Here is a 21,563-nt window from a genome sequence, read left to right as displayed (position 1 = left end):
CGTGCGGAACCCAAAAACCATCAAGACAATATACCTATAAATAGAGCCATCAACCACTTCCATAATAACTTTTCATTTTCAATACAACAAAATTTAGATGAATCCTTCTTATCTTTGTGATCCCCCCGATGTGTTTTCATGTGGATCATTTACCCATAAAATGAATAGGTTAATATAGTGAATATATTATGTTGTGAAATATAACAAGGGTAAAGCATGAAGGATTCAACACACTTTGATGTCATCGTCATTGGTAGCGGCCCAGGTGGAGAAGGTGCCGCGATGGGATTGGCCAAAGCTGGGTTAAACGTTGCCATAATAGAAAAAGAAAACAGTGTCGGTGGAGGTTGTACTCACTGGGGCACCATACCTTCCAAAGCATTACGTCATGCCGTTAGCCGTATTATTGAATTCAATAGTAACCCTTTGTTTTGCAAAAATAACACCAGCTTAACCGCATCATTTTCAGATATTCTAGATCATGCCAAAATAGTTATTGATAAACAGACTCGGTTACGCCAAGGGTTTTACGATCGAAATGAATGTACCTTAATTTTTGGCAAAGCCCGATTTACTGGCTCAAATTCAGTTTCTGTCGCTCAAGCAGACGGATCATTTGAACACTACACCGCAGAGAAATTTGTTATCGCAACAGGCTCTCGTCCTTATCAACCTGATGATATCGATTTTAACCATCCACGTATTTATAACAGCGACACCGTATTAAATCTGCAACACGATCCACGCCATATTATTATTTATGGGGCGGGTGTGATCGGCTGTGAATATGCCTCTATTTTCCGAGGTCTTGGTGTTAAAACCGATCTGATCAACACTCGCGATCGTTTATTAGCCTTCTTAGATAATGAAACCTCCGATGCTTTGTCTTATCACTTCTGGAACAGCGGTGTAGTGATCCGCAATGATGAGACATACCAAAAAGTTGAAGGTACATCTGACGGTGTGATCGTCCATATGCAGTCAGGCAAAAAAATGAAAGCCGATTGTTTGTTATACGCCAATGGCCGCACAGGTAATACCGATACATTAGATTTACAAGAAGTAGGATTAACACCTGATTCTCGTGGCCAACTTTCGGTGAACAAACATTATCAAACCAGTGTTGAGCATGTTTACGCAGTTGGTGATGTCATTGGATACCCAAGCCTTGCCAGCGCTGCTTATGATCAAGGTCGTTTTGTTGCACAAGCCATTGCAAAAGGCCAAGCCGATCAATTCTTAATTGAAGATATTCCAACAGGCATTTACACCATTCCAGAAATTAGTTCGGTCGGAAAAACAGAACAAGAACTGACATCTGCAAAAATTCCGTATGAAGTAGGTCGCGCCTCTTTTAAACACTTGGCACGCGCGCAAATTGCCGGTAAAGACGTGGGTAGTTTGAAAATTTTATTCCATCGAGAGACTAAAGCAATTTTAGGTATTCATTGTTTTGGTGAGCGCGCGGCGGAAATTATTCACATCGGGCAAGCGATCATGGAACAAAAAGGAGATGCTAATACTATCGAGTATTTTGTGAATACTACCTTTAACTATCCAACCATGGCAGAAGCCTTCCGAGTTGCAGCACTAAATGGTTTGAATCGGTTGTTTTAAATAGAATTAGACTTTCTATATAGATAAAGACAAACAAAAGGGAGCTATTTAGCTCCCTGTTTTTACCTGTCCTTACCCATATTTAATTTACCTTAGCTTTAGTTTACCTTAACAAAGCTTTGCGATTTCCACTGTCGAATAAAGATAAAAGCTAACCCTGCGCCACGCATCCCCATAAACATAACCATCGAAAACCATAACGCATGATTGCCCCAGTTAGCACAGCTATAATACAAAATAAAGAAACTCAGCATGGCAACCAACATACTGTTACGCATTTCTTTGCCTTTAGTCGCACCAACAAAAATCCCATCGAGTAAAAAACACCACATGGAAACAATCGGCATAATAATGAGCCAAGGCAAGTAAGTATTCGCTTGCAATTGAACACTATTAATATCAGTTACTAGTCGAATTAAGCCTTCGCCAAAACACAAGAATAATAAGGTTAAGCCCAAACTACAGAGCAAGCCCCAAAATGAAGTTCCTATTAATGAATGTAAAAGCTGATCTCGACTTTTTGCCCCTACGGCTTTACCCACCATAGCTTCCATCGCATAAGCAAAGCCATCCATGCCGTAAGACACCATCATCAAAAAACTCATTAAAACCGCATTGGCGGCAACAACATCATCGCCTAAGGCTGCGCCTTGGAAGGTCATAAAACTGAAAACGGCTTGTAAGCATAAAGATCGTAAAAAGATATCACTATTCAGTCTTAGCATTCGACCCATATTGTGGGTAGCGGAAGGTAATAGTGACCATAGCGAGGGTAATTGTTGCTTTGTCCATGTGCGGGCGACAAAAAATAAACCGAGAGCCAAACCAGTATAATCGGACAATACCGATGCCCAAGCAGCGCCCGCAACTTTCCAATCAAACACCAACACAAACAATATATCCAAAACAATGTTGGCGAGGTTGATAACGATGACTAACCACATCGGGGATCGGGCATTTTGAGTGCCGAGCAACCAACCTAAAATAACAAAATTGGCTAACGCTGCCGGTGCACTCCAAACACGAATCGAAAAATATTGCATACCATAATGCTTCACCTCTTCACTGGCTTGGCTAAAAGAGAAAATAAGATCGGCGAGTGGAGAATGAAGTAATAAGAACAAACTCGCCAGCAATAGTGCGACCAGCATTCCCTGCAACCATACTTTCGCTAATTTCTCTGGATTTTGCTCTCCTTGTGCTTGCGCCGTTAGGCCCGTAGTTGCCATTCGTAAAAAACCAAGCAACCAAAACGTCACACTGATCATAGTGCTTCCTAGCGCAACACCGCCTAAATACCACGAACGATCCAAATGACCGATAACTGCGGCATCGACCAAGCCAAGTAAGGGAACCGTAATATTAGAGAGCACCATAGGAATAGCGAGTACTAACACCTGCTGGTGAATGGATCGTTGAGATAAAATATGTTGGAGTTGTCTGAACACGAGAACCTCTCTTTATGAGTGGCTAGTGTATACCAAGCAAAGCTTTATGTGAGCATAAAGATATCAAACCAGAATAGAGAGATACGCCAAGCCATGGAAGTCAGTGGACACTTACTTAGCGTGGACTCTTACCAACGGAAGTACACTAATACTGGCGTTAAGCGATGCTTTAAAAACGGTAATCGAGATACCGTTCTTTGCCAAATTGTCCAGCGTTTACAATTATGATCCATTGGAGATCGAGCTTTAATTCGTACAATCCACGGTAACCAATTTAATACGCTCTTAGCTGGTTCAGCTAAACCATGAGAATAAATTTCGCAACCCATTTTTCGCCCCCAATAAGATTGAGTTCTATCTCCGGCTAACACTATACAAGCTTGGGCATGAGTAAAATAACGCCCTAATTTTTGAATAAAATGAGCGACTTGATTACGTTGATGAGTGAGTAAAGCTTGATCACACACAATTAAGATCGGCGAACTTTCAGGAATAACTAACTGCTCTAGCCAATCCATATCTGGCACCGATCCACACATCATTTTGTATCGTTCGCTATGATGAAATAATTTTTGTCGCCACACTAAGTTTTCATTCACATCCAGCTCAATCCAATGACAACGCCCATTATCAAGACGATAAAAGCGAGTATCAAGACCAGCACCAACATTAATGATCCAAGCATTAGGGTATCGCTCTAAAAATTGACGAACTTCGATATCACATAATTGCGTGAGTGTGGCATGAAGTAATTGTTTTTGATCGACATCACCAGACAAACAAGCCAGAGATAACTGACAACGTTGGCAAGCTCGTGCAGCAATCGGATCATACACCAAACCATTATCAATCAAACTTTCTCGACTGCGTAACCATAATGGTTGCAATAAATTAGCAGGAACTTGATAAGGCATCGTAAAAGAATCAAGCCTAGTTGGCTTAGTATCAGAAGATGAAACGGGCTGAGGGGAATTCATCAGTTAATCTCCTTATTTGAGATTAACTGATGATAATGATTATCATTTGTACTGGCAAGTTAAATAATCAATTAGCTGAAAGCAAATGATCGCTGAACCGATTAAGTGCTGCCTTAATCACATCGATAAATACAAACGATTACATCCAAGTATTATTACGAATAATCCCAACGGCAATACCTTCGATCGATAATTGCTGCTGAGTTAAATCAACTTCAATTGAGCTAAACTCTTCATTTTCAGCATGTAATAAAACGATAGAACCTTTGCGCTCTAATCGCTTTACGGTCACATCATCATCGACACGCGCAACCACGACTTGACCATTTCGAACATCTTGAGTTTTGTGTACGGCAAGTAAGTCACCATCCACAATACCGATATCTTTCATACTCATGCCATGTACGCGCAGCAAGAAATCCGCTTGAGGTTTAAACATACTCGGATCGACTTGATAATGGCTTTCAACATGCTCCTGCGCCAGAATCGGCTCGCCAGCCGCCACTCGACCGATCAAGGGTAATCCTTGCTCTTCAAGTAATTCAGCTTCTGTTTGAACAATACGAATACCACGCGAAGCACCCGGTATAATTTCAATAACATTTTTACGCGCTAAGGCTTTTAAATGCTCTTCCGCGGCATTTGCAGAACGAAACCCAAGTTCACGAGCAATTTCTGCACGAGTTGGCGGCATTCCTGTGATGTCTATTTTCTCTTTAATCAGCTCAAAAATTTGTTGCTGTCGAGGGGTTAAGGGCTTCATACTCCACCTGTCTTTTTATACAGTTGACTGTGAGTATATACAGTGAAAAATAATAACGCCAGTGAAATCATAATTTTTTACTATTAGACAAATAGTTAACATTTTTTGTATATCGTACCGAATAAAACAACCGTTGATCAAAACAAGCCAAATGATCATGAAAAAGGTAGAATAGCCGGATTGAATGCATGAGTAGTCTTCTTGATTACTATTTTTGATACGTATTAACTAAAATTATATCCCAATAAAAGGGTATATATTCTGAGGCTCACATTGCTATGTCTTATGGACACTTGATTTCTCGTTCACTTCTCAAGTTACCCCTTTCAGTAATGGTAAAAGGTAAAACCATACCAGCCGACCCAGTCGAAGAATTACAGCTCGATTTATCCAAACCTATTGTTTATGTCTTACCTTTTGACTCTGATATCGACTTAATTTCGTTGCAAACACAAGCAAAGACGTTAGGTTTGCCCGATCCGTTAACCCCTCTTGCGATTAACGGACAAGAATATGACCGCTTTGTTTTTATTACTGCTAAAGGGACGTCAATCGGCGCAAAAAATATTTTACCTAAAAAATCGGTCTTATTATTTTCAGAACTATTAGCAAAGCACCAAGATGATGCCGAACTCGATATTCAAATTTTGCCGACGTCGGTATTATGGGGAAGAAAACCCGGTAAAGAAGGTCAAGAGAAACCTTATTTAGAAGCCATGAGCGCTTGCCAAAAAACAAAAGTGTTGGTGTCTTCAGGTCGAGATTGTTTAATTCGCTTTAGTCCAATTGTTTCGCTGCGTTACATGGCTGACAATCACGGTGTCGATGAAGTCATTGCCCATAAACTCGCCCGTGTCGCTCGAATTCATTTCTCTCGTCAAAAACTTGCCGCATCAGGTCCAAGCCTGCCACAGCGCCAAGTTCTGTTTAATCGCTTATTAAAATCACCGGCTATTCAAAAAGCCATCGATGATGAAGCTAAATCTAAAAAAATCTCACACGAAAAAGCCCAAAAGCAGGCTCAAGATATTTTAGAAGAAATAGCAGCCGATTTTTCTTACTCGTTAATTAAAGTTGGGGCAAAATTCCTAGGCTGGCTATGGAACAAGCTGTACCAAGGTTTGAACATCAATAATATGTCAGTGGTTAGGAAATTAGCCCAAGATGGTCACGAAATCATTTATGTTCCTTGCCACCGTAGCCATATGGATTACTTACTATTGTCTTATGTTTTACACCACGAAGGCATGGTACCGCCTCATATTGCCGCCGGTGTAAATCTAAACTTCTTCCCAGCAGGACCTATTTTCCGACGAGGCGGTGCTTTCTTTATTCGTCGCACTTTTAAAGGTAATAAGCTTTACTCCACTATTTTCCGTGAATATTTAGCCGAATTATTTACCAAAGGTTATTCGGTTGAATTTTTCTGTGAAGGCGGTCGTTCGCGCACTGGTCGTTTGCTACAAGCCAAAACCGGCATGCTCGCAATGACGATTCAAACTATGTTGCGCGGCTTAAATCGTCCTGTCACTTTAGTCCCTGTTTACATTGGCTATGAGCATGTTATGGAAGTATCGACTTACGCCAAGGAGCTCACAGGAAAGCGTAAAGAGAAAGAAAATGCAGGTATGGTGCTGAAAACGATTCGTAAGCTGCGCAATTTTGGGCAAGGTTATGTCAACTTTGGTGAACCCATTAACCTAAACCAATACTTAAATGAACAAATACCTGGCTGGTCGAGTAAAACTGAAAATGATCCGCAAGACTTATCTCAAAAACCACAATGGATAAATCCTGTGGTCAATAAACTTGCAAATAAAATGATGACCCATATTAATGATGCGACCGCGACTAACGCTCTTACTTTATGCGCAACAGCATTGCTCGCATCTAACCAAAGAGCCCTGTCTCGCAAGAAACTGGAACAACAGATTAATTGTTATATTTCACTTCTTACTCAAGTTCCCTACACGGCGACATCAACCGTACCGAATGCCACTGCAGCCGAATTAGTGGAACACGCTGAAAAATTGGATAAATTTAAAGTAGAGCAAGACAGCAAAGGCGATATTATTTCTCTTGATCGTCAACAATCAATTTTAATGACATTTTATCGTAATAATATTATTCACCTGTTTGCTCTGCCGTCTTTAATCGCCCATCTAATCATTCAAAAAGGACATATCTCTCGTATAGAGTTACAACAGGCAATTGGGCTCATTTATCCCTTCTTAAAAGCGGAATTATTCTTACATCATTCAGAACAAGGGTTAGAAAGTGCAGTAGATAAGTTGATAGATGAATTATTGCGCCAACAATTAATTATTGAAACCAATGGAGAGCTATCGACCAATCCAACACAAGTGCAAACCTTAATATTGCTATCACGTACCATCGTCGAAACACTACAACGCTATGCGATTGCTCTCACTCAATTGGTTGCCATTCCCGATATTGATAAAACGAGTCTAGAGCAGCAGAGCCAAGATATTGCACAACGCTTAGGCCGACTGCATGGCATTAATGCACCAGAGTTTTTCGATAAAGGCGTGTTCATTACTTTCTTCCAAACCTTAAAACAACAAGGCTATATTGAAAGCACAAATGAGAATGATCAACACAAGACCAAAGAACTGGTTGATTTGCTTGGTGAATTACTGTCTTCTGAAGTATTACTGACTTTACAAGAAAGCGTGTTACATAAAATAAAGTAACATTTTAGAATCTATAATAAAAACCGCGTACATTCATATTGAAGTGACCCAATATGAATGTACGCGGTTTTTTAATCATTTAAGATCGATTACCACACGCTAATAAAAATACCAACAGCAATGACCATACCAACATAATTGTTATTCAAGAAAGCCTTAAAGCTACCATCTCGACTACGATTTCGGATTAAACGTTGTTGATAAACAAATAAAGCAGCGGCCACTAATATGCCCCAATAATAGCTAGAACCTAGCTCCATCCATGACCCTAATAGCATTAATAGTAATAAGGTGAGCAGTTGTAATGCGCCAATAATCAACTTATCAAAACGGCCAAACAAAATTGCCGTCGATTTAATCCCAATTTTTAAATCATCGTCACGATCAACCATCGCATATTGCGTGTCATAAGCAATGGTCCACATCACGTTAACCATAAACAATAACCATACTTCCATCGGCAAATGTCCAGCTTCCGCCGCCCATGCCATAGGAATCGCCCAACTAAACGCCAAACCTAAAAATAATTGCGGAACATGCGTAAAACGCTTCATGAAAGGATAAATAAACGCTAATACAACACCAACCAAAGAAAGCTCAATAGTGAGTGCGTTCATGCTCAAAACCAATAAGAACGAAGCAATAACCAGCACAAAAAACAATATCAGCGCTTCTTTCGGGCTAACTAAACCAGATGGGATGGGACGGGCTTTGGTGCGCTTTACATGGCCATCATATTTTCGGTCAGCATAATCATTGATCACACACCCAGCCGAACGCATGAAAAATACCCCCAAAACAAATACCACCACGACATCCCATTGCGGCAAACCATCACTGGCAAGAAACAATGCCCATAATGTCGGCCACATTAACAACAATGAACCAATCGGTCGGTTCATTCGTGTTAGTTGCCAAAATGCGCGAGCCTTAACTATGTTCATTTATAACGACATCCCTCTTACACAACATCCATTAACAATCATATTTATTTCACTGAATTTATTCGATAAATCGGTGACAGTGGTAAAAACAACTCCGTCACAAGCATCGGCTTATCGTTCATCCATAAACGAGAGCATCGGGCGGCCAAATGCCCTAAATCGGTGGCTAACATCCCTAAATGCAAACCGTTACGCTTTACTTCTTGAGCTTGAAATACGGTTAAACCTAGAGGAATAGAGCCTTGCTTAGCTAAATCAAACTGGGCATCGCTCAGAGACGAAATTGGGATCAGCGTACTTCCCAATAGCCATGCGTCATCATCCGCCGCTAGAATAACTTCACGTAGCAAGCACGCTTCATCACCAATCATACTGCGTTGAAAATCTGTTAATTGATCTGCTTCAATGCGAATATTTTGCACCACATGCGCACTTAATTTTTGGCAATGTTGCGAAAATAAACGCGACAGCGAGCCCTGCTCAAGTAGCCAATCTGAATCTAATGAGTCAGCAAAATCGAAAGCATCAGCACCTTGCCAATCAATATCTTTTAAACTTTTAAAATTATGAGAATAATCTTGTTTTATCATAGCTAGACAGTTAATACGTTTTAATCGAAACCGAACAGTATTGTACCAAGTCGGTTAAATAGAAAATATGGGCAAGGCCAAGAATACGCACTCGCCACCATTTTAGGCGCTTTTTTTAGATTCAATGGCACCTAATAAACAACCGGCGAGTAAACCCGCTAAATGCGCACTGTTCGCAATCGCCATGACCGGTTGAATAAAACCAAGCACCAACCAAACCAACATGAAAATCACCAAAGGGCGTGGAACCGAAACGCCTTTTTCAGGAAAGCGCCAACCCACAACCCATAAGTAGCCCATCAAAGCGTAAATTACCCCAGATAAACCACCAAAGTTAGCACCACCAACCCAGTATTGAGCAGCACCCGATAAAGCGGCGGAGATTAAAAAGATCTGCAGTAATTTACCACTACCCAATTTTTTCTCAATATCACCACCAAATTGCCACCACCACAAAATATTAAAGGCAATATGTGCAACAGAAAAATGTAAAAAAGCATGGGATACCCAACGCCATATTTGCCATTCTTGCTTAGGATCAGCTGGAAAATGAAACGCTTGAAAAATTTGCGTCCCTAATCCTAAAAATTGCAGCACATAAATAACAACACAAATCACCATCACGCCCAAAGTCAACGGACCGGCTTTGGCTTTCACCATCGCCATAATACTCGGAGTATGGTAATTAAATTTCTGAGTTCGAGTATCCGCTACTTGCCAAGAGGCCGCTTGATACTTTCGATCGTTAGGATTATCAAAGAACATCGACAACTCAGCCTCAACTTCTACTTGGTGTTCGGTTTCTTTTAACCACAAAGCAAACTGACCGCTACCTTCTGGCAGCATTTGAATGGTAATTTGGCGAGAAGCCATATAATCAATAAAAGCTTGAGCGACACGGGGATTATTAATAGAAACCAAACGAATCATGCGACAACCTACTGCTAATAATGAATTTCGATACATCCATCTTCTGAAATCAATCCTTTAGACCTAAACTTTTAAGCCATTTTTTGTTGTGGTAAATCTGCTCGTTGCCAAGCCTCAAAACCACCATCAACACTATACACTTCTTCATAACCTTGATTCACCAAATATTGCGCAGCACCTTGGCTACTCACACCGTGATAACACATCACTAGAATAGGCTGATCAAACTCAACCTCTTCTAACAAACCAACCATCGTATCATTAGTGAGATGTTGAGCCGGTAAAGCATGTGCGACGGCAAAAGACTGTGGATCGCGAATATCAAATAATACTGTCGATTGATTTGTTAACAACTGCTGAGCTTGTTCGACACTAATATGCTGAAACTGGTCCATTTTTCTTCCTTTATAATGCAAATATTCAATCAATAATAACTGAATAGTGAATGTCGATACCCAAATTCATTGAAATTTCAGTCAACGTAGCCAACCAAGATACAGCTTCAAGTAAGACAGGTACATAAGTGCGATATGATAAAGCGTTACATGCATCAAAATCGGGCAACAGTATAACGTATCCCACAGTAAACTTAGACAGAGAAAAAATGAGGATACTTTTTTTGTTTGTTTTATAACCGACTGTGGATAAAGCTGTGAATTACGTTGATAACGTGGTTTTCTAAATTCAGATCCACAACATGTAGTAAGGATCCTGATCTAAGTGTGGGTAAGCTTAAATTTACTCACATTCATGAAACCCGACATACCCTATATATTGTGTGTCTTGATCTTAATCGACACATAAGTTCCCCACACATTTATCCACAGAGACATATTCGATCTTATCTCTTTTGGATCGCAGGTTTTGATCCAACAAAAAAGCCAAGATCAAATGATCTTGGCTCTTAATAAATATCAACTCATCTAATCTATTTAAAGTAGCTCAATGGTTAAAAATCACCTACTGCTGCTTTTAGTTTCTTCATCGCGTTCTTTTCTAGTTGGCGAATACGCTCAGCCGATACGCTGTAAGTTTCTGCTAATTCTTGTAGTGTTGATTTTTGATCTTCTAACCAACGAGAACGAACAATATGTTGACTACGTTCATCTAGTGTTGCCATCGCATGACTTAAACGACCCGTAGTATGTTGTTCCCAGTTCTCAGCTTCAACACTTTCAGCGAGATCAGAATGTTTATCTTCCAGATACAATACTGGAGCAGTGTACGATGAAACGGCATCATCATCTTCTGATGGCGCTTCAAAGGTCGGATCTTGCGCCGCTAAGCGAGATTCCATTTCACGAACTTCTTTTGGTGAAACACCAAGCTCTTTCGCGACTGTTTCTACTTCACCATTATTAAACCAACCTAAACGTTTTTTTGACTTACGCAGGTTAAAGAATAATTTACGTTGTGCTTTAGTGGTTGCCACTTTGACGATACGCCAATTACGTAATACATATTCATGGATTTCAGCTTTGATCCAATGAACAGCAAAAGAAACCAAGCGGACACCAACCTCGGGATTAAAGCGTTTAACCGCTTTCATCAAACCAATGTTCCCTTCTTGAACTAGGTCAGCTAAAGGCAACCCGTAACCAGAGTAACCACGCGCAACATGAACAACGAATCGTAGGTGAGACAAAATTAGACCTTTCGCAGCATCGATTTCATCGTGATAATGTAAGCGCTCTGCTAGGTCACGCTCTTCATCAGCACTCAGCATTGGATAGCTGTTTGCTGTTCGGATGTAACTATCTAGACTATCTGTTGTGACAAAAGCCATTGGATATGCGTTAGACATTCTATTCCTCGTTTTCTCTCATGAATACAAAACTAGAGATTTACTTCGATTTAACCCATCTATTCTGGACCTAAATTTAACCAGCTTCAAGGGGGTAACTATTATTCATAGTAAAAAACTTGAATGCAAGTCGATCAATCTAATAAATAAAAGCCAAGATAAAAAATGTGAGTGATCTAGCTAAAGTAATGACGCGGTATGGATACAAGTGGGTAGCTGCAGCCATGAAATTGATATCTCTATAAGAAAATATCAATAAAAACGGCCTCTGAATTTCCCCAGAGGCCGAGTTCAATATTCATTAGAACACTAAACTTTACACTGGTTCAATTTCTTTTAGATGTTTACGCGCCGACAAGTTAGCCGCCCCCCAACCTAATATTGAGCCTATCATCAGTAATAGAACGCTTTCATCCCAACCTAATCCCATTAGACTGAAATGACTATCGTATAACTCAGATAAACTATCCACTGCGCCACTAACTAATAAAGTCACCGATACGGTAAGGACCCACGCGGTTACTGACCCAATCAAGCCTAACCATAACCCCGTATACAAATAGGGACGCAAAATAAAGCGATCGGTTGCGCCAATCAGCTTCATCACTTGAATTTCATCTTTATGCGCTAAGACATTAAAACGTAGCGTATTACCAACAATCAAGAATACCGATACCAACATTAAAACCGCAAATGAGCACGACACAATATAAGCAAGGTGCTTAATCGCATCGAGTCGCGAAAACCAATCTTCATCCATGCGAACATCGGTTACACCATTTTCGCGCTGCAGTTTTTGCGCCATCGATTTCACAATATCACTTTGTTGTGATTCGCTCTTTGGCAAAATAACTAATACTGGCGGTAATGCCGCATCACTCAACAAGGACATCGCTTGCTCTAAACCGGCAAAATGGCTGAGATCTTCTAAACCTTGCTGTGAAGAAATGTATTGTACCGATTGAACATCTGGCCAACTTTCCACTTCATCTTTTAACACCATTAAACGTGCTTCTGGTGTGCCTTCTTTAAAATAAACACTCACTTGAGAAGCGCTATTCATATCTTCCGCTAAAGTGGCAATATTCTTACCTGCGGTATAAAAAATAGCAGGTAATGCCAATGACATCGCCACCACGGTAATAGTCAAAATTGTTCCCATTGGCCGCTGCATTAAGCTATTAAAAGATTCTTTTGCTTGTTTAATGTGTGTTCTAAAAAAGCCTTCAGACTTCGGTCTAGCTTTGTTAGCTTTACCTTTGTTCATCGCCTTAACGGACTTACTGACCATAACGATCAACCTCACTTAAGAAACCTTGATTCAATTCCAGACGACGATATTGAGGGCGGCTATTCACCAATTCCAGATCATGCGTTGCTAAAATAATAGAAACACCGGCACGGTTAAACTCTTCAAATAACCGCAATACTTGGTGGGAAAGATCATGGTCAAGGTTACCCGTTGGCTCATCCGCCAATAATAAACGTGGGCGATTAACAACCGCGCGAGCAATCCCAACGCGTTGCTGCTCACCACCAGATAACTGACGAGGCAAACAAGGTGCTTTATCTAGCATACCTATCTTATCTAGAGCGGCAGAAACTCGACGTTTAATCTCATTTTCTGATGCGCCTTCAATTCTCATTGGCATCGCCACGTTATCAAAGACGGTACGATCCATTAAGAGTTTATGATCTTGAAAAATGATCCCGATATTACGACGTAAAAAAGGGATATCTCCACTTTTAATCCGGCTAATATCATGATCATTAAATAAAATCTTGCCATCACTTGGGCGTTCAATCGCGCAGATAAGCTTAAGTAAAGTACTTTTCCCCGCTCCAGAATGACCACCTAAAAAGGCCATTTCACCTTTATGCAGTTCAAAGTTAACCTTTTGCAGTGCTTGATGCCCACCGCGATATACTTTACTCACTTGTTGAAACTGGATCATTTATTTCCCTCAGTCACTGGCATGCCGTGATTTCGATTCTTCGCAAGTATCTCTGCTTCGCGGCTACGATTCTTCTCGACCACTCTTCTTCTCGACTAAACTATTCTTCTCGGCTAAACAATGCTTCAATAAAATCATGCGCATCGAATGGACGCAAATCGTCAATACCTTCACCCACACCAATATAACGAATTGGAATTTTAAATTGATCGGCTAAGGCAAAAATCACCCCACCTTTTGCCGTACCATCCAATTTCGTCAAATTAATTCCTGTCACTGGTGCAACTTCACTGAATAATTTCGCCTGACTAATCGCATTCTGGCCGGTTGCAGCATCTAACGTTAACATCACTTCATGCGGTGCTGAATCGTCAATTTTCTTCATAACACGTACAATTTTGCGTAACTCTTCCATCAAATGACTTTTATTTTGCAAGCGACCAGCAGTATCAGCAATCACCACATCAACTCCGCGAGCACGAGCCGCTTCTATTGCATCATAAATAACAGAGGCACTGTCTGCGCCAGTATGCTGAGCAATAACTGGAACACCATTACGTTGTCCCCATACTTGCAGTTGTTCAACTGCAGCCGCGCGGAAAGTATCTCCCGCCGCTAATATGACCGATTGTCCTTGAGACTGAAATTGCTTGGCTAGCTTACCAATCGTGGTGGTTTTACCTACGCCGTTTACACCAACCATTAAAATCACATACGGCTTTTTGCTCGTATCGATTTCTAGTGGTTGTTGAACTTCTGCTAAAATATCGGCCATTTCTTGCTTTAAGATGCCGTATAAGGCTTCACCATCTTTCAAATCTTGGCGGGATGCTTTTTCAGTAAGGCTAGCAATTATTTTACTGGTGGTGCTCATGCCAACGTCAGCAATTAATAATTGTTCTTCTAATTCTTCAAATAAATCTTCATCAATTTTTTTATCTTTGAATAGGCCAAAGAAACCAGCACCAATATTTTGTTTGGTACGCTGTAAACTGCGCTTTAAGCGAGCAAAAAAGCTTTCTGTCGGTTTTACTTGCTCTTGAACTCGACTACTTTCCAGTTCTTTCGCTTTATGATCATTAGGCTCTATAGAAACCGGTTCAGCATCTTGTAAGATCGATTCTGTGGGATCAAGATCAGTATCCAGTTCACTTTCTTGTTGAGATTCCGATTCTCCCTCGGATTCAGTCTGTACATCTTGAGCTAAAGAATCGGGTTCTAATGAGGATAACTCATCAATTTTCGGTTCTGATGATTCATTCGTTTCTGATTCGACTGCTGCGTTTTTTTTCTCTTCTTCATCGTCAAAACCTAACCATGAAAGTAAACCGCGTTTCTTTTTACCTGTCATCGGGAAATCCTAGCGCTCATCTAAATAAAAGTGATGAAATAATATGGGAAAACTATAATTCATAGCCATTGGCTTAATAATAACAAACTACGGTCTGTTTATCTTTAATACTATTCTAAACAGTCTTGCTGATTGAAGCAGTATTTCAAGGGTATTTCGGTATATACTATCACTTATTCTATGGTCAAAAAAATCTATCTGTGGTGAGAAAAACAATGGTCAAACGTAACACATCAAAACCATCAGCAAAAAAGTCAACTGGTGGTTTTGTTCGCATTATTAGTGGTTTGTGGCGAGGCCGAAAACTGCCTGTATATGATGCAGAAGGATTACGCCCAACCACCGATAGAGTCAAAGAGACTCTGTTTAACTGGTTAGCTTCCGATATTCCTCACTCCCGCTGCTTAGATTTATTTGCAGGATCTGGCGGACTTGGTTTTGAAGCAGCATCACGACAAGCCGCTCACGTCACCATGTTAGAGCTTAATAAGTCGGCCAAACAACAATTAAGCAAAAATGTCACCGATCTAAAAGCGAGTAATATTGAAGTATTACAGCAAGATGCCCTGTTATTTTTGCAACAATCAGGGAATCCTTACGATGTGGTTTTCATTGATCCCCCTTTTCGCCAAGATTTATTAGATAAAACTATCGAATTATTAGACAAGAACAACTGGCTCAGCCCTGAAGCTCTTATTTATATCGAAACCGAAAAAGAATTAAGATTGCCATCCTTACCACAAGATTGGCAGTTACATCGCGAGAAAACGGCTGGGCAAGTTTGCTACCGCCTTTATCAACGTAACGTAGAGTAAGTTATGAAAACTATATTCACTCTTTTTGCTAAGCTATTCATGCTGGTCGTGTGGGCTGTATTTATTATTAATGTCATTCGACCTTTCCCCGGTGTTGCTCACATTGCATTGAACGTAATGGCGATATTTACTATTTTTATGCATGGTCTACAAAGCTTGCTCTTTTCTGGTGACGCCTTAGGAAAAGAGGTTCAACTGACACGTTGGGAAAAAATATCGATCTTTATTTTTGGCACTTTTGCGCTAATCGATATTAAAAATAAATATTTAAAATAACTGGGGATTATCTAAAAGCACTTTAGCTTCACGCCATTTCTATCCCAACGTTCTTTTAACATCGTAATTTTTGCCAAACCAAAAACAACAAAGCCGTATCCAGTTTCGATACGGCTTTCTATATGTTCGGTTATAAATAACGCTACTCTAGAAATTTCTTTAATCCATCTAAGAACATTTGAGTCGACATCATAACTAACAATAATCCCATCAAACGCTCTATCGCTTTCAGGCCTCTTTCCCCTAATACACGATGGAAGAAACTATAGAACATCAAAATAGCCGATGTCGCCGCCCAAGCCAATAATACCGCCAAAGACCAATCCAACATCTGATCAGGCGCTTTACTTGATAACAATAACAATGAGGCTATCACTGACGGTCCAGCAATCATAGGAACTGCTAAAGGTACAAAGAAAGGTTCTTCACCCGCCGCTAACCCCACCACACCTCCAGGTTGTGGAAAAATCATTCTTATCGCAATGATGAACAAAATCAATCCACCAGAAATGCTCAAGGTTTCTTGTTGAACATGTAAAAAACCTAAAATAGATTTTCCAGCAAACAAGAAAAGCAACAAAATACCTAATGCAAAAAATAACTCTCGCACCAGCACTTTTCGACGTCGTTTAGGATCCAAATGTTTTAAAATCGACAGCACCACGGGTAAATTCCCCAGTGGGTCCATAATTAAAAATAACATTACTGCGGCAGAGATGATTTCCATTGTTCTCCTTAAGGCATCACATCAGATAAATACATGTCATCAGACCATACTCATTAAAAAATAATAGAACTGGTAATGAACGTTTGAGAAGCAAAGTAGGTAACTAAGAACAAATAATTAGAATATCGAAAAGAACTCTTAAAATGATGGATGACCCAAATTAAAGCAGAAAGCGCGAGAAACAGACTCCCAATGAATCCGATAAAATTAGACCAAGCATGGTGCTGATTCCACACTTCACCAGCTGCCCAAGATAACTGCCATACAATAATGCCAATCACCGCAGCCGGAATGACAAAGCCATCGAATAGAGGAAGTAATAAAAAAAATAAGACAATAGAAAAAGCTAGCAAGATGACAGGCACGACCCAACTCACCTTATCAACCTGAATCCAGAACATCACGCTATAACAAAGAGATACCAATGCAAAGCATATCAACTGCCATCTTTTATTTTGATTACCAGACGCTTCTTTTATTTGTGCAAACAAAGACAAAGCTAAACCACACAATAATGCGAAATAAGATAAAGAATGGGGAGTCGTGGTAAATAAGAAGGCAGATAAGAGCAAAACCACCAAGGAAGCAGGTTTTAAAAATTTTAGAGCCGTAGCAGACTCTTTCTTAATACCAATACACATGAATATCGTCAATAAACCCATTGTTAACCAATAGCTCATGTGACCTCCAAGCTTAAAAATAATGAACTCAGTGTAAAGAGACACCTTTAGAAGGTAAAGATTAAAAACAACTCCACCCAAACATGGACGTATTTACCTGTAAAACCACCATAGGAGCCCTTATGGGATCAAAACCACTAAAACCAGACCTAAAATAAACATTATAAATAAAATGGATAATTTAAATCACTATAAAACAATGATTTAAGTTAATGTCAAACAAAATAGTGAACAATAAAAAACAACAACAAAAAATTAAAACTAAAAAACACGACTAGATCACACAAGTTGAGTATGAAAAATGAGTGAACATGTATACAAAAACAACAAGCCAAAAAGTAAAAATGAAAAAACGTTAGATAACACCACCTCAAAGCCCCTACAGCTAAAATGACTCAATATAATAGAGAAAACAATAACAACCAAAAAAAAATAAAACAAAATAATTATAAAACAATAACTTACAACAAAACACAAAGCACCATAAATGAAACTTATCATTCCACATTAAAATCAATAACCACTGAATGACTTAATATAGATAAAACCATGACATTAAACTTATATTTTTAAGCCTTTATCAAATAGATCTATACCAACAGCAATTTTATTGGTATAGTTGTTCTAAAGCTAACCAACCGAAGGAATTTGCATAATGACAACATCACAAAAACAAGGATTAGTAATGATCGCAGTAATGGTTGGTTTAATGACATTACCGATGATTTCTTAATCTGACAGACAAACAAAAAGGACGCTCTCAAGCGTCCTTTTGTTTATCTAGCATTCAAATCTCTTCAACGAGGTAAATGTGGCTCAATAACATCCCAATGAATGTTATAAAATACAACTGCACCTATCGTCATAGCTAAAACCAAAAGAATCGCAACCCCCCAAATAAATCTCCCACTTCTCGGGGTCAACTCTTTTTCGCATTCAATACACATTCGTTCAAAAGCAATGGGATCATCTAATTGGTAGTCATCGTCATGGACAACTTTTTGACGAATATCAGCAATGTGATGTATTTTCTTAATAATTGCATGAGGTAAACGTTGCTCGCAGCTCTGAGCTAATTCCATTAACCCTTGGCCTTGAGCATAGTACTTCTCTCTAAGTAGGCGCTCTAAACGCCGAGTACAAGAGACTACTTTTTCAATATCTGACACCGTCCCCTCCTTATTTGCCCTTAACTGTCTAAATAGCTTACTGCAAAGTAATGCCAACAGATGGAAATTTCTTATTAAAAACAACCTAGATCACGAATTTACGATACATTTTCATCATGATCATCTACAAATAGATACACTAACATCCTAATTTTAATCAGGATATTTATAATGCCTATCACTTTACTCTTATGTTTGCTGTTACTGATTATTGTCTCTTTTATTACCTATTCTTCATTCCATCAGAAGCACACACTAGGAACAAACGCTAAAGAGCAGCAAGTTCAAGTGGTGGTATTAGACAAACAAGCCATTGATATTCCAAATGCACAACCAGGTGAAGAAGACCAAGAGTATTGGATTTATGTGCAAAAAAAACCAATCGGCCCTAAACGAGAATTTAAGATTGGCATACATTATTACCACGCGTTAAGCCCTGGGGATAAAGGCGTGCTAACGTATCGTGGTACTAAATTCATGCACTTTGCTAAAACGATTAATCGTGACGCCTAGGTAATAAGTTTAAGAAATTATCTCGAGCCACTTTTTTAGCAACAGCTTCAGGGAGCGCGTCTAAGAATCCATTGAACTCTTGTAAAATGCGCCCTAAAGAATCAAATTTACCCACCACATCCGATCCAATGAAAAATCGGTCTGGATAACGCTCAACCAATTCTAACCATTTATTATTCGGTGACTTATCTTCATTTAATAAATAGTCATCCAATAAACTCCATGACATGTCGATATACAAGTTAGGGTATGCCTTCAACATTCGACTGACTTCGGAGTATAAAAATTTCAGATGGATCCGACGATTAATCGAAGCACTTGTTCCAGCATGCGCCCAAATAAAGGTCGTTTTCGGGTTTTGTTTAACCGCCGTTTCCATTTCACTTAAATAAATAGGTTCTTTAACTCGGGTTGAAGTGATATTGGAATGAATCATCACAGGTAAATGATGCTTGGCCGCTAAACGATACACTTTCATCATTGCTGGATGATCTGCGGTTGCCGATTCCCCGTAAGTTAATGCACTTAAATCATCGTGACGAGCAAAGACTTCGCCAATACCTTGCCAAAAATTAGGATCCCACTCCAACATACGTTCAATATGTTCAGCCGCGTTAAGATCGGTTGGATTAAATCCGGTGATGAAAGGATGAAAACGATCTTGTTGGCTTTTCGGTAATTTCTGAACGGCTTTAGCCACTAATACATCGGTTGCGCTATACCAATAAACGTTCGCATCATCTCCCATGTAATATGGTGGTCTCTGCGGTTCATCTTTATCCCATTTTTTCACCACACTGATCCCTGAAATCATCGCATGGTCAACATGGTTATTATCCATATCCATCAACAATTTCTTCATTCCTTCCGTTTCTTGAAAGAAATCTACATAATGCAAATGGCCGTCAGTATAATGATATTTCCTTACTTCTTTTGCTGACACCACCGTACTAAAGATCAACGCACCAATGCTAAAATATGCACTTAATTTCAATATTTCCTCCAATCACGCTTTAAACTCACAATTATTATAGACCTCTATATCTTCGATAAGATCTCTTTAAAAGACCAAACAAGCCAACGAAGGTTCAATATAAAGATGAACTAAGCTTTTAGTTCACTCCAAAAAACACTACGGATCATGCGCAATTAATGGCATAGTTTATGGCTATTAACGGCAATATTATCAATTCGGAATCATCATGAGCCTCCCAAGTCATCAATATCCGTCTTTTAGTCAAGAAGAGAACTTATTAGCATTTTCAATAAGTACATTAACCCCTTTTTGGAACACAAAAAAAGAAGGGACCATTGAAGGCCAAGAAGGGAAAAAACTGTACTGGGTCTCTTTCACTCACCCTGAAAACACCAAAGCCATTGTGGTGGTCAATGGACGAATTGAAAGTGTGTGCAAATACCAAGAATTATTCTACGATTTATTCCAACAAGGTTATGATATCTACTCTTATGATCACCGTGGTCAAGGTTTATCTGATCGCAGTACGCCCGATCCTCATGTTGGTTATGTCGAACACTTCGATTACTACATTAAAGATTTCCATCATATTCTTAAGCACTTTGATCTTTCCTCGTATAAAAGTAAATTTTTAATTGCTCACTCAATGGGAGGAGCGATTGGCACTCGTTACTTACAAACCTACCCCCAACATGGATTTGATCGTGTGGTGTTAAGTGCGCCGATGGTGGGTATCCACATGCCTTGGTATTTACGTTGGCTATCAAGACCTCTAACTCGTTGGATGGCCTTTCGAAATCCACTTTCGTATTTACCTGGAAAAAAAGGCTACTACGTCAAACCTTTCTCTGTTAATGCGCTCACTCATAGCCCAATTCGTTATCAGTGGTTTCGTGAACTGTATGACAGTATCCCCGGAATTCAGCTCGGTGGACCAAGTAGTCATTGGGTGAATCAATCCCTTACCAGTGCGCGCTTATGTCATCAGCAAGCTAATAAGATAGACATCCCAGTATTATTATTGCAAGCCACAGAAGATGTCGTTGTCGATAACCCCGCTCAGTATCGTTTTGTAAAAAAAATCAATCAACATACACCTAATTTAGCCCAACTGGTGGAAATAAAAGGAGCGCGGCATGAGATCTTTTTTGAAACCGATGCACTACGCAATCAAGCATTAACGGCTACTTTAGAATTCCTTAAAGCGGAAAAGAAGAAATAAAAGTTTACCCTCTTTCTTCCGCTTTAATTCACGTACACTAACGGTTTAAATCGCACTAACTTGATTAAACATTCACGCATAAAAGTTTATAA

General features: G+C 39.6%; 21 protein-coding genes. 6 read left to right on the top strand and 15 right to left on the bottom strand.

Annotated elements, in window-relative coordinates; translation table 11 throughout:
* Positions 1-216 precede the first annotated feature (216 nt).
* Positions 217-1,617, top strand: a complete 1,401-nt coding sequence (sthA, locus tag HC725_RS12040) for a Si-specific NAD(P)(+) transhydrogenase (protein ID WP_190332065.1) — start codon at positions 217-219, stop codon at positions 1,615-1,617.
* 98 nt (positions 1,618-1,715) lie between these two features.
* Here sthA and dinF read toward each other — a convergent pair whose 3' ends face one another.
* The 3 genes from dinF to lexA form a co-directional block, all read right to left on the bottom strand.
* Entirely contained in the window at positions 1,716-3,065 is a 1,350-nt protein-coding gene (gene dinF / locus HC725_RS12035) for an MATE family efflux transporter DinF (RefSeq protein ID WP_190332064.1), read from the bottom strand.
* 128 nt (positions 3,066-3,193) lie between these two features.
* Positions 3,194-3,979 carry a class I SAM-dependent methyltransferase gene (locus HC725_RS12030; RefSeq protein ID WP_190332077.1) on the bottom strand — a complete coding sequence of 262 codons (786 nt, stop codon included), beginning with the start codon at positions 3,977-3,979 and terminating at the stop codon, positions 3,194-3,196.
* A gap of 202 nt (positions 3,980-4,181) precedes the next feature.
* A complete protein-coding gene (gene lexA / locus HC725_RS12025) occupies positions 4,182-4,805 on the bottom strand; it encodes a transcriptional repressor LexA (RefSeq protein ID WP_190332063.1) in 624 nt (207 codons plus the stop codon).
* A 278-nt stretch (positions 4,806-5,083) separates the two neighbouring features.
* Here lexA and plsB point away from each other — a divergent pair, with 278 nt between their 5' ends.
* Complete coding sequence (gene plsB, locus HC725_RS12020) at positions 5,084-7,519, top strand: glycerol-3-phosphate 1-O-acyltransferase PlsB (protein ID WP_190332062.1); 2,436 nt, start codon at positions 5,084-5,086, stop codon at positions 7,517-7,519.
* An 89-nt stretch (positions 7,520-7,608) separates the two neighbouring features.
* On the opposite strand, the gene ubiA is transcribed toward plsB, so the two are convergent.
* The 8 genes from ubiA to ftsY form a co-directional block, all read right to left on the bottom strand.
* Positions 7,609-8,463 (bottom strand): 4-hydroxybenzoate octaprenyltransferase, encoded by an 855-nt coding sequence (gene ubiA / locus HC725_RS12015; protein ID WP_190332061.1) that lies wholly within the window; start codon positions 8,461-8,463, stop codon positions 7,609-7,611.
* 44 nt (positions 8,464-8,507) lie between these two features.
* Positions 8,508-9,053, bottom strand: a complete 546-nt coding sequence (locus HC725_RS12010) for a chorismate lyase (RefSeq protein ID WP_190332060.1) — start codon at positions 9,051-9,053, stop codon at positions 8,508-8,510.
* Between the two features lie 102 nt (positions 9,054-9,155).
* On the bottom strand, positions 9,156-9,983 hold the full coding sequence (gene glpG / locus HC725_RS12005; RefSeq protein ID WP_190332059.1) for a rhomboid family intramembrane serine protease GlpG: 828 nt from the start codon (positions 9,981-9,983) through the stop codon (positions 9,156-9,158).
* Positions 9,984-10,054: 71 nt separating this feature from the next.
* Positions 10,055-10,378, bottom strand: a complete 324-nt coding sequence (gene glpE, locus HC725_RS12000; protein ID WP_190332058.1) for a thiosulfate sulfurtransferase GlpE — start codon at positions 10,376-10,378, stop codon at positions 10,055-10,057.
* Positions 10,379-10,932: 554 nt separating this feature from the next.
* Positions 10,933-11,787: an RNA polymerase sigma factor RpoH gene (gene rpoH, locus HC725_RS11995; RefSeq protein ID WP_190332057.1), complete on the bottom strand. Its 855-nt coding sequence runs from the start codon at positions 11,785-11,787 to the stop codon at positions 10,933-10,935.
* A gap of 316 nt (positions 11,788-12,103) precedes the next feature.
* Entirely contained in the window at positions 12,104-13,078 is a 975-nt protein-coding gene (gene ftsX, locus HC725_RS11990; RefSeq protein WP_190332056.1) for a permease-like cell division protein FtsX, read from the bottom strand.
* On the bottom strand, positions 13,068-13,742 hold the full coding sequence (ftsE, locus tag HC725_RS11985; RefSeq protein ID WP_190332055.1) for a cell division ATP-binding protein FtsE: 675 nt from the start codon (positions 13,740-13,742) through the stop codon (positions 13,068-13,070). Before ftsE ends, ftsX begins: the two co-directional genes overlap by 11 nt.
* 100 nt (positions 13,743-13,842) lie before the next feature.
* Entirely contained in the window at positions 13,843-15,093 is a 1,251-nt protein-coding gene (ftsY, locus tag HC725_RS11980) for a signal recognition particle-docking protein FtsY (RefSeq protein WP_190332054.1), read from the bottom strand.
* Between the two features lie 215 nt (positions 15,094-15,308).
* Here ftsY and rsmD point away from each other — a divergent pair, with 215 nt between their 5' ends.
* Both rsmD and HC725_RS11970 read left to right on the top strand, forming a co-directional pair.
* Entirely contained in the window at positions 15,309-15,908 is a 600-nt protein-coding gene (gene rsmD, locus HC725_RS11975; RefSeq protein WP_190332053.1) for a 16S rRNA (guanine(966)-N(2))-methyltransferase RsmD, read from the top strand.
* Positions 15,909-15,911: 3 nt separating this feature from the next.
* Positions 15,912-16,184, top strand: a complete 273-nt coding sequence (locus HC725_RS11970) for a DUF1145 domain-containing protein (RefSeq protein WP_190332052.1) — start codon at positions 15,912-15,914, stop codon at positions 16,182-16,184.
* Between the two features lie 142 nt (positions 16,185-16,326).
* Here the strand turns inward: HC725_RS11970 and HC725_RS11965 are convergent, their stop codons facing one another.
* The 3 genes from HC725_RS11965 to HC725_RS11955 form a co-directional block, all read right to left on the bottom strand.
* On the bottom strand, positions 16,327-16,911 hold the full coding sequence (locus HC725_RS11965; protein WP_190332051.1) for a YhgN family NAAT transporter: 585 nt from the start codon (positions 16,909-16,911) through the stop codon (positions 16,327-16,329).
* Positions 16,912-16,964: 53 nt separating this feature from the next.
* A complete protein-coding gene (locus HC725_RS11960; RefSeq protein ID WP_190332050.1) occupies positions 16,965-17,591 on the bottom strand; it encodes a lysoplasmalogenase in 627 nt (208 codons plus the stop codon).
* A gap of 797 nt (positions 17,592-18,388) precedes the next feature.
* A complete protein-coding gene (locus HC725_RS11955) occupies positions 18,389-18,760 on the bottom strand; it encodes a DUF4145 domain-containing protein (RefSeq protein WP_190332049.1) in 372 nt (123 codons plus the stop codon).
* A 171-nt stretch (positions 18,761-18,931) separates the two neighbouring features.
* Between HC725_RS11955 and HC725_RS11950 the strand changes: the two genes are divergently transcribed.
* The gene (locus HC725_RS11950) at positions 18,932-19,273 is read left to right on the top strand and encodes a DUF2500 domain-containing protein (RefSeq protein ID WP_190332048.1); all 342 of its coding nucleotides are present in this window, start codon (positions 18,932-18,934) and stop codon (positions 19,271-19,273) included.
* On the opposite strand, the gene HC725_RS11945 is transcribed toward HC725_RS11950, so the two are convergent.
* The gene (locus HC725_RS11945) at positions 19,257-20,267 is read right to left on the bottom strand and encodes an amidohydrolase family protein (RefSeq protein ID WP_238928495.1); all 1,011 of its coding nucleotides are present in this window, start codon (positions 20,265-20,267) and stop codon (positions 19,257-19,259) included. The genes HC725_RS11950 and HC725_RS11945 overlap by 17 nt on opposite strands.
* A gap of 208 nt (positions 20,268-20,475) precedes the next feature.
* On the opposite strand from HC725_RS11945, the gene HC725_RS11940 reads away from it, so the two are divergent.
* A complete protein-coding gene (locus HC725_RS11940; protein ID WP_190332047.1) occupies positions 20,476-21,471 on the top strand; it encodes an alpha/beta fold hydrolase in 996 nt (331 codons plus the stop codon).
* Positions 21,472-21,563 lie beyond the last annotated feature (92 nt).

Origin of the sequence: Vibrio sp. S17_S38 (assembly GCF_014694375.1) — a bacterium.
Classification (GTDB): Bacteria; Pseudomonadota; Gammaproteobacteria; order Enterobacterales; family Vibrionaceae; genus Vibrio.
The sequence above is the reverse complement of the archived record's forward strand: the minus strand, read 5'-3'. Positions and strand labels throughout refer to the sequence as shown.

Coding starts and splice junctions, on each gene's coding strand:
- lexA (WP_190332063.1), bottom strand. CDS start 4,805: ATGAAGCCCTTAACCCCTCGACAGCAACAAATTTTTGAGCTGATTAAA.
- glpG (WP_190332059.1), bottom strand. CDS start 9,983: ATGATTCGTTTGGTTTCTATTAATAATCCCCGTGTCGCTCAAGCTTTT.
- HC725_RS11950 (WP_190332048.1), top strand. CDS start 18,932: ATGCCTATCACTTTACTCTTATGTTTGCTGTTACTGATTATTGTCTCT.
- HC725_RS11960 (WP_190332050.1), bottom strand. CDS start 17,591: ATGAGCTATTGGTTAACAATGGGTTTATTGACGATATTCATGTGTATT.
- HC725_RS11940 (WP_190332047.1), top strand. CDS start 20,476: ATGAGCCTCCCAAGTCATCAATATCCGTCTTTTAGTCAAGAAGAGAAC.
- HC725_RS11965 (WP_190332051.1), bottom strand. CDS start 16,911: ATGGAAATCATCTCTGCCGCAGTAATGTTATTTTTAATTATGGACCCA.
- HC725_RS12010 (WP_190332060.1), bottom strand. CDS start 9,053: ATGATAAAACAAGATTATTCTCATAATTTTAAAAGTTTAAAAGATATT.
- ftsX (WP_190332056.1), bottom strand. CDS start 13,078: ATGGTCAGTAAGTCCGTTAAGGCGATGAACAAAGGTAAAGCTAACAAA.
- HC725_RS11970 (WP_190332052.1), top strand. CDS start 15,912: ATGAAAACTATATTCACTCTTTTTGCTAAGCTATTCATGCTGGTCGTG.
- rpoH (WP_190332057.1), bottom strand. CDS start 11,787: ATGTCTAACGCATATCCAATGGCTTTTGTCACAACAGATAGTCTAGAT.
- rsmD (WP_190332053.1), top strand. CDS start 15,309: ATGGTCAAACGTAACACATCAAAACCATCAGCAAAAAAGTCAACTGGT.
- sthA (WP_190332065.1), top strand. CDS start 217: ATGAAGGATTCAACACACTTTGATGTCATCGTCATTGGTAGCGGCCCA.
- ftsY (WP_190332054.1), bottom strand. CDS start 15,093: ATGACAGGTAAAAAGAAACGCGGTTTACTTTCATGGTTAGGTTTTGAC.
- ubiA (WP_190332061.1), bottom strand. CDS start 8,463: ATGAACATAGTTAAGGCTCGCGCATTTTGGCAACTAACACGAATGAAC.
- HC725_RS12030 (WP_190332077.1), bottom strand. CDS start 3,979: ATGCCTTATCAAGTTCCTGCTAATTTATTGCAACCATTATGGTTACGC.
- glpE (WP_190332058.1), bottom strand. CDS start 10,378: ATGGACCAGTTTCAGCATATTAGTGTCGAACAAGCTCAGCAGTTGTTA.
- ftsE (WP_190332055.1), bottom strand. CDS start 13,742: ATGATCCAGTTTCAACAAGTGAGTAAAGTATATCGCGGTGGGCATCAA.
- plsB (WP_190332062.1), top strand. CDS start 5,084: ATGTCTTATGGACACTTGATTTCTCGTTCACTTCTCAAGTTACCCCTT.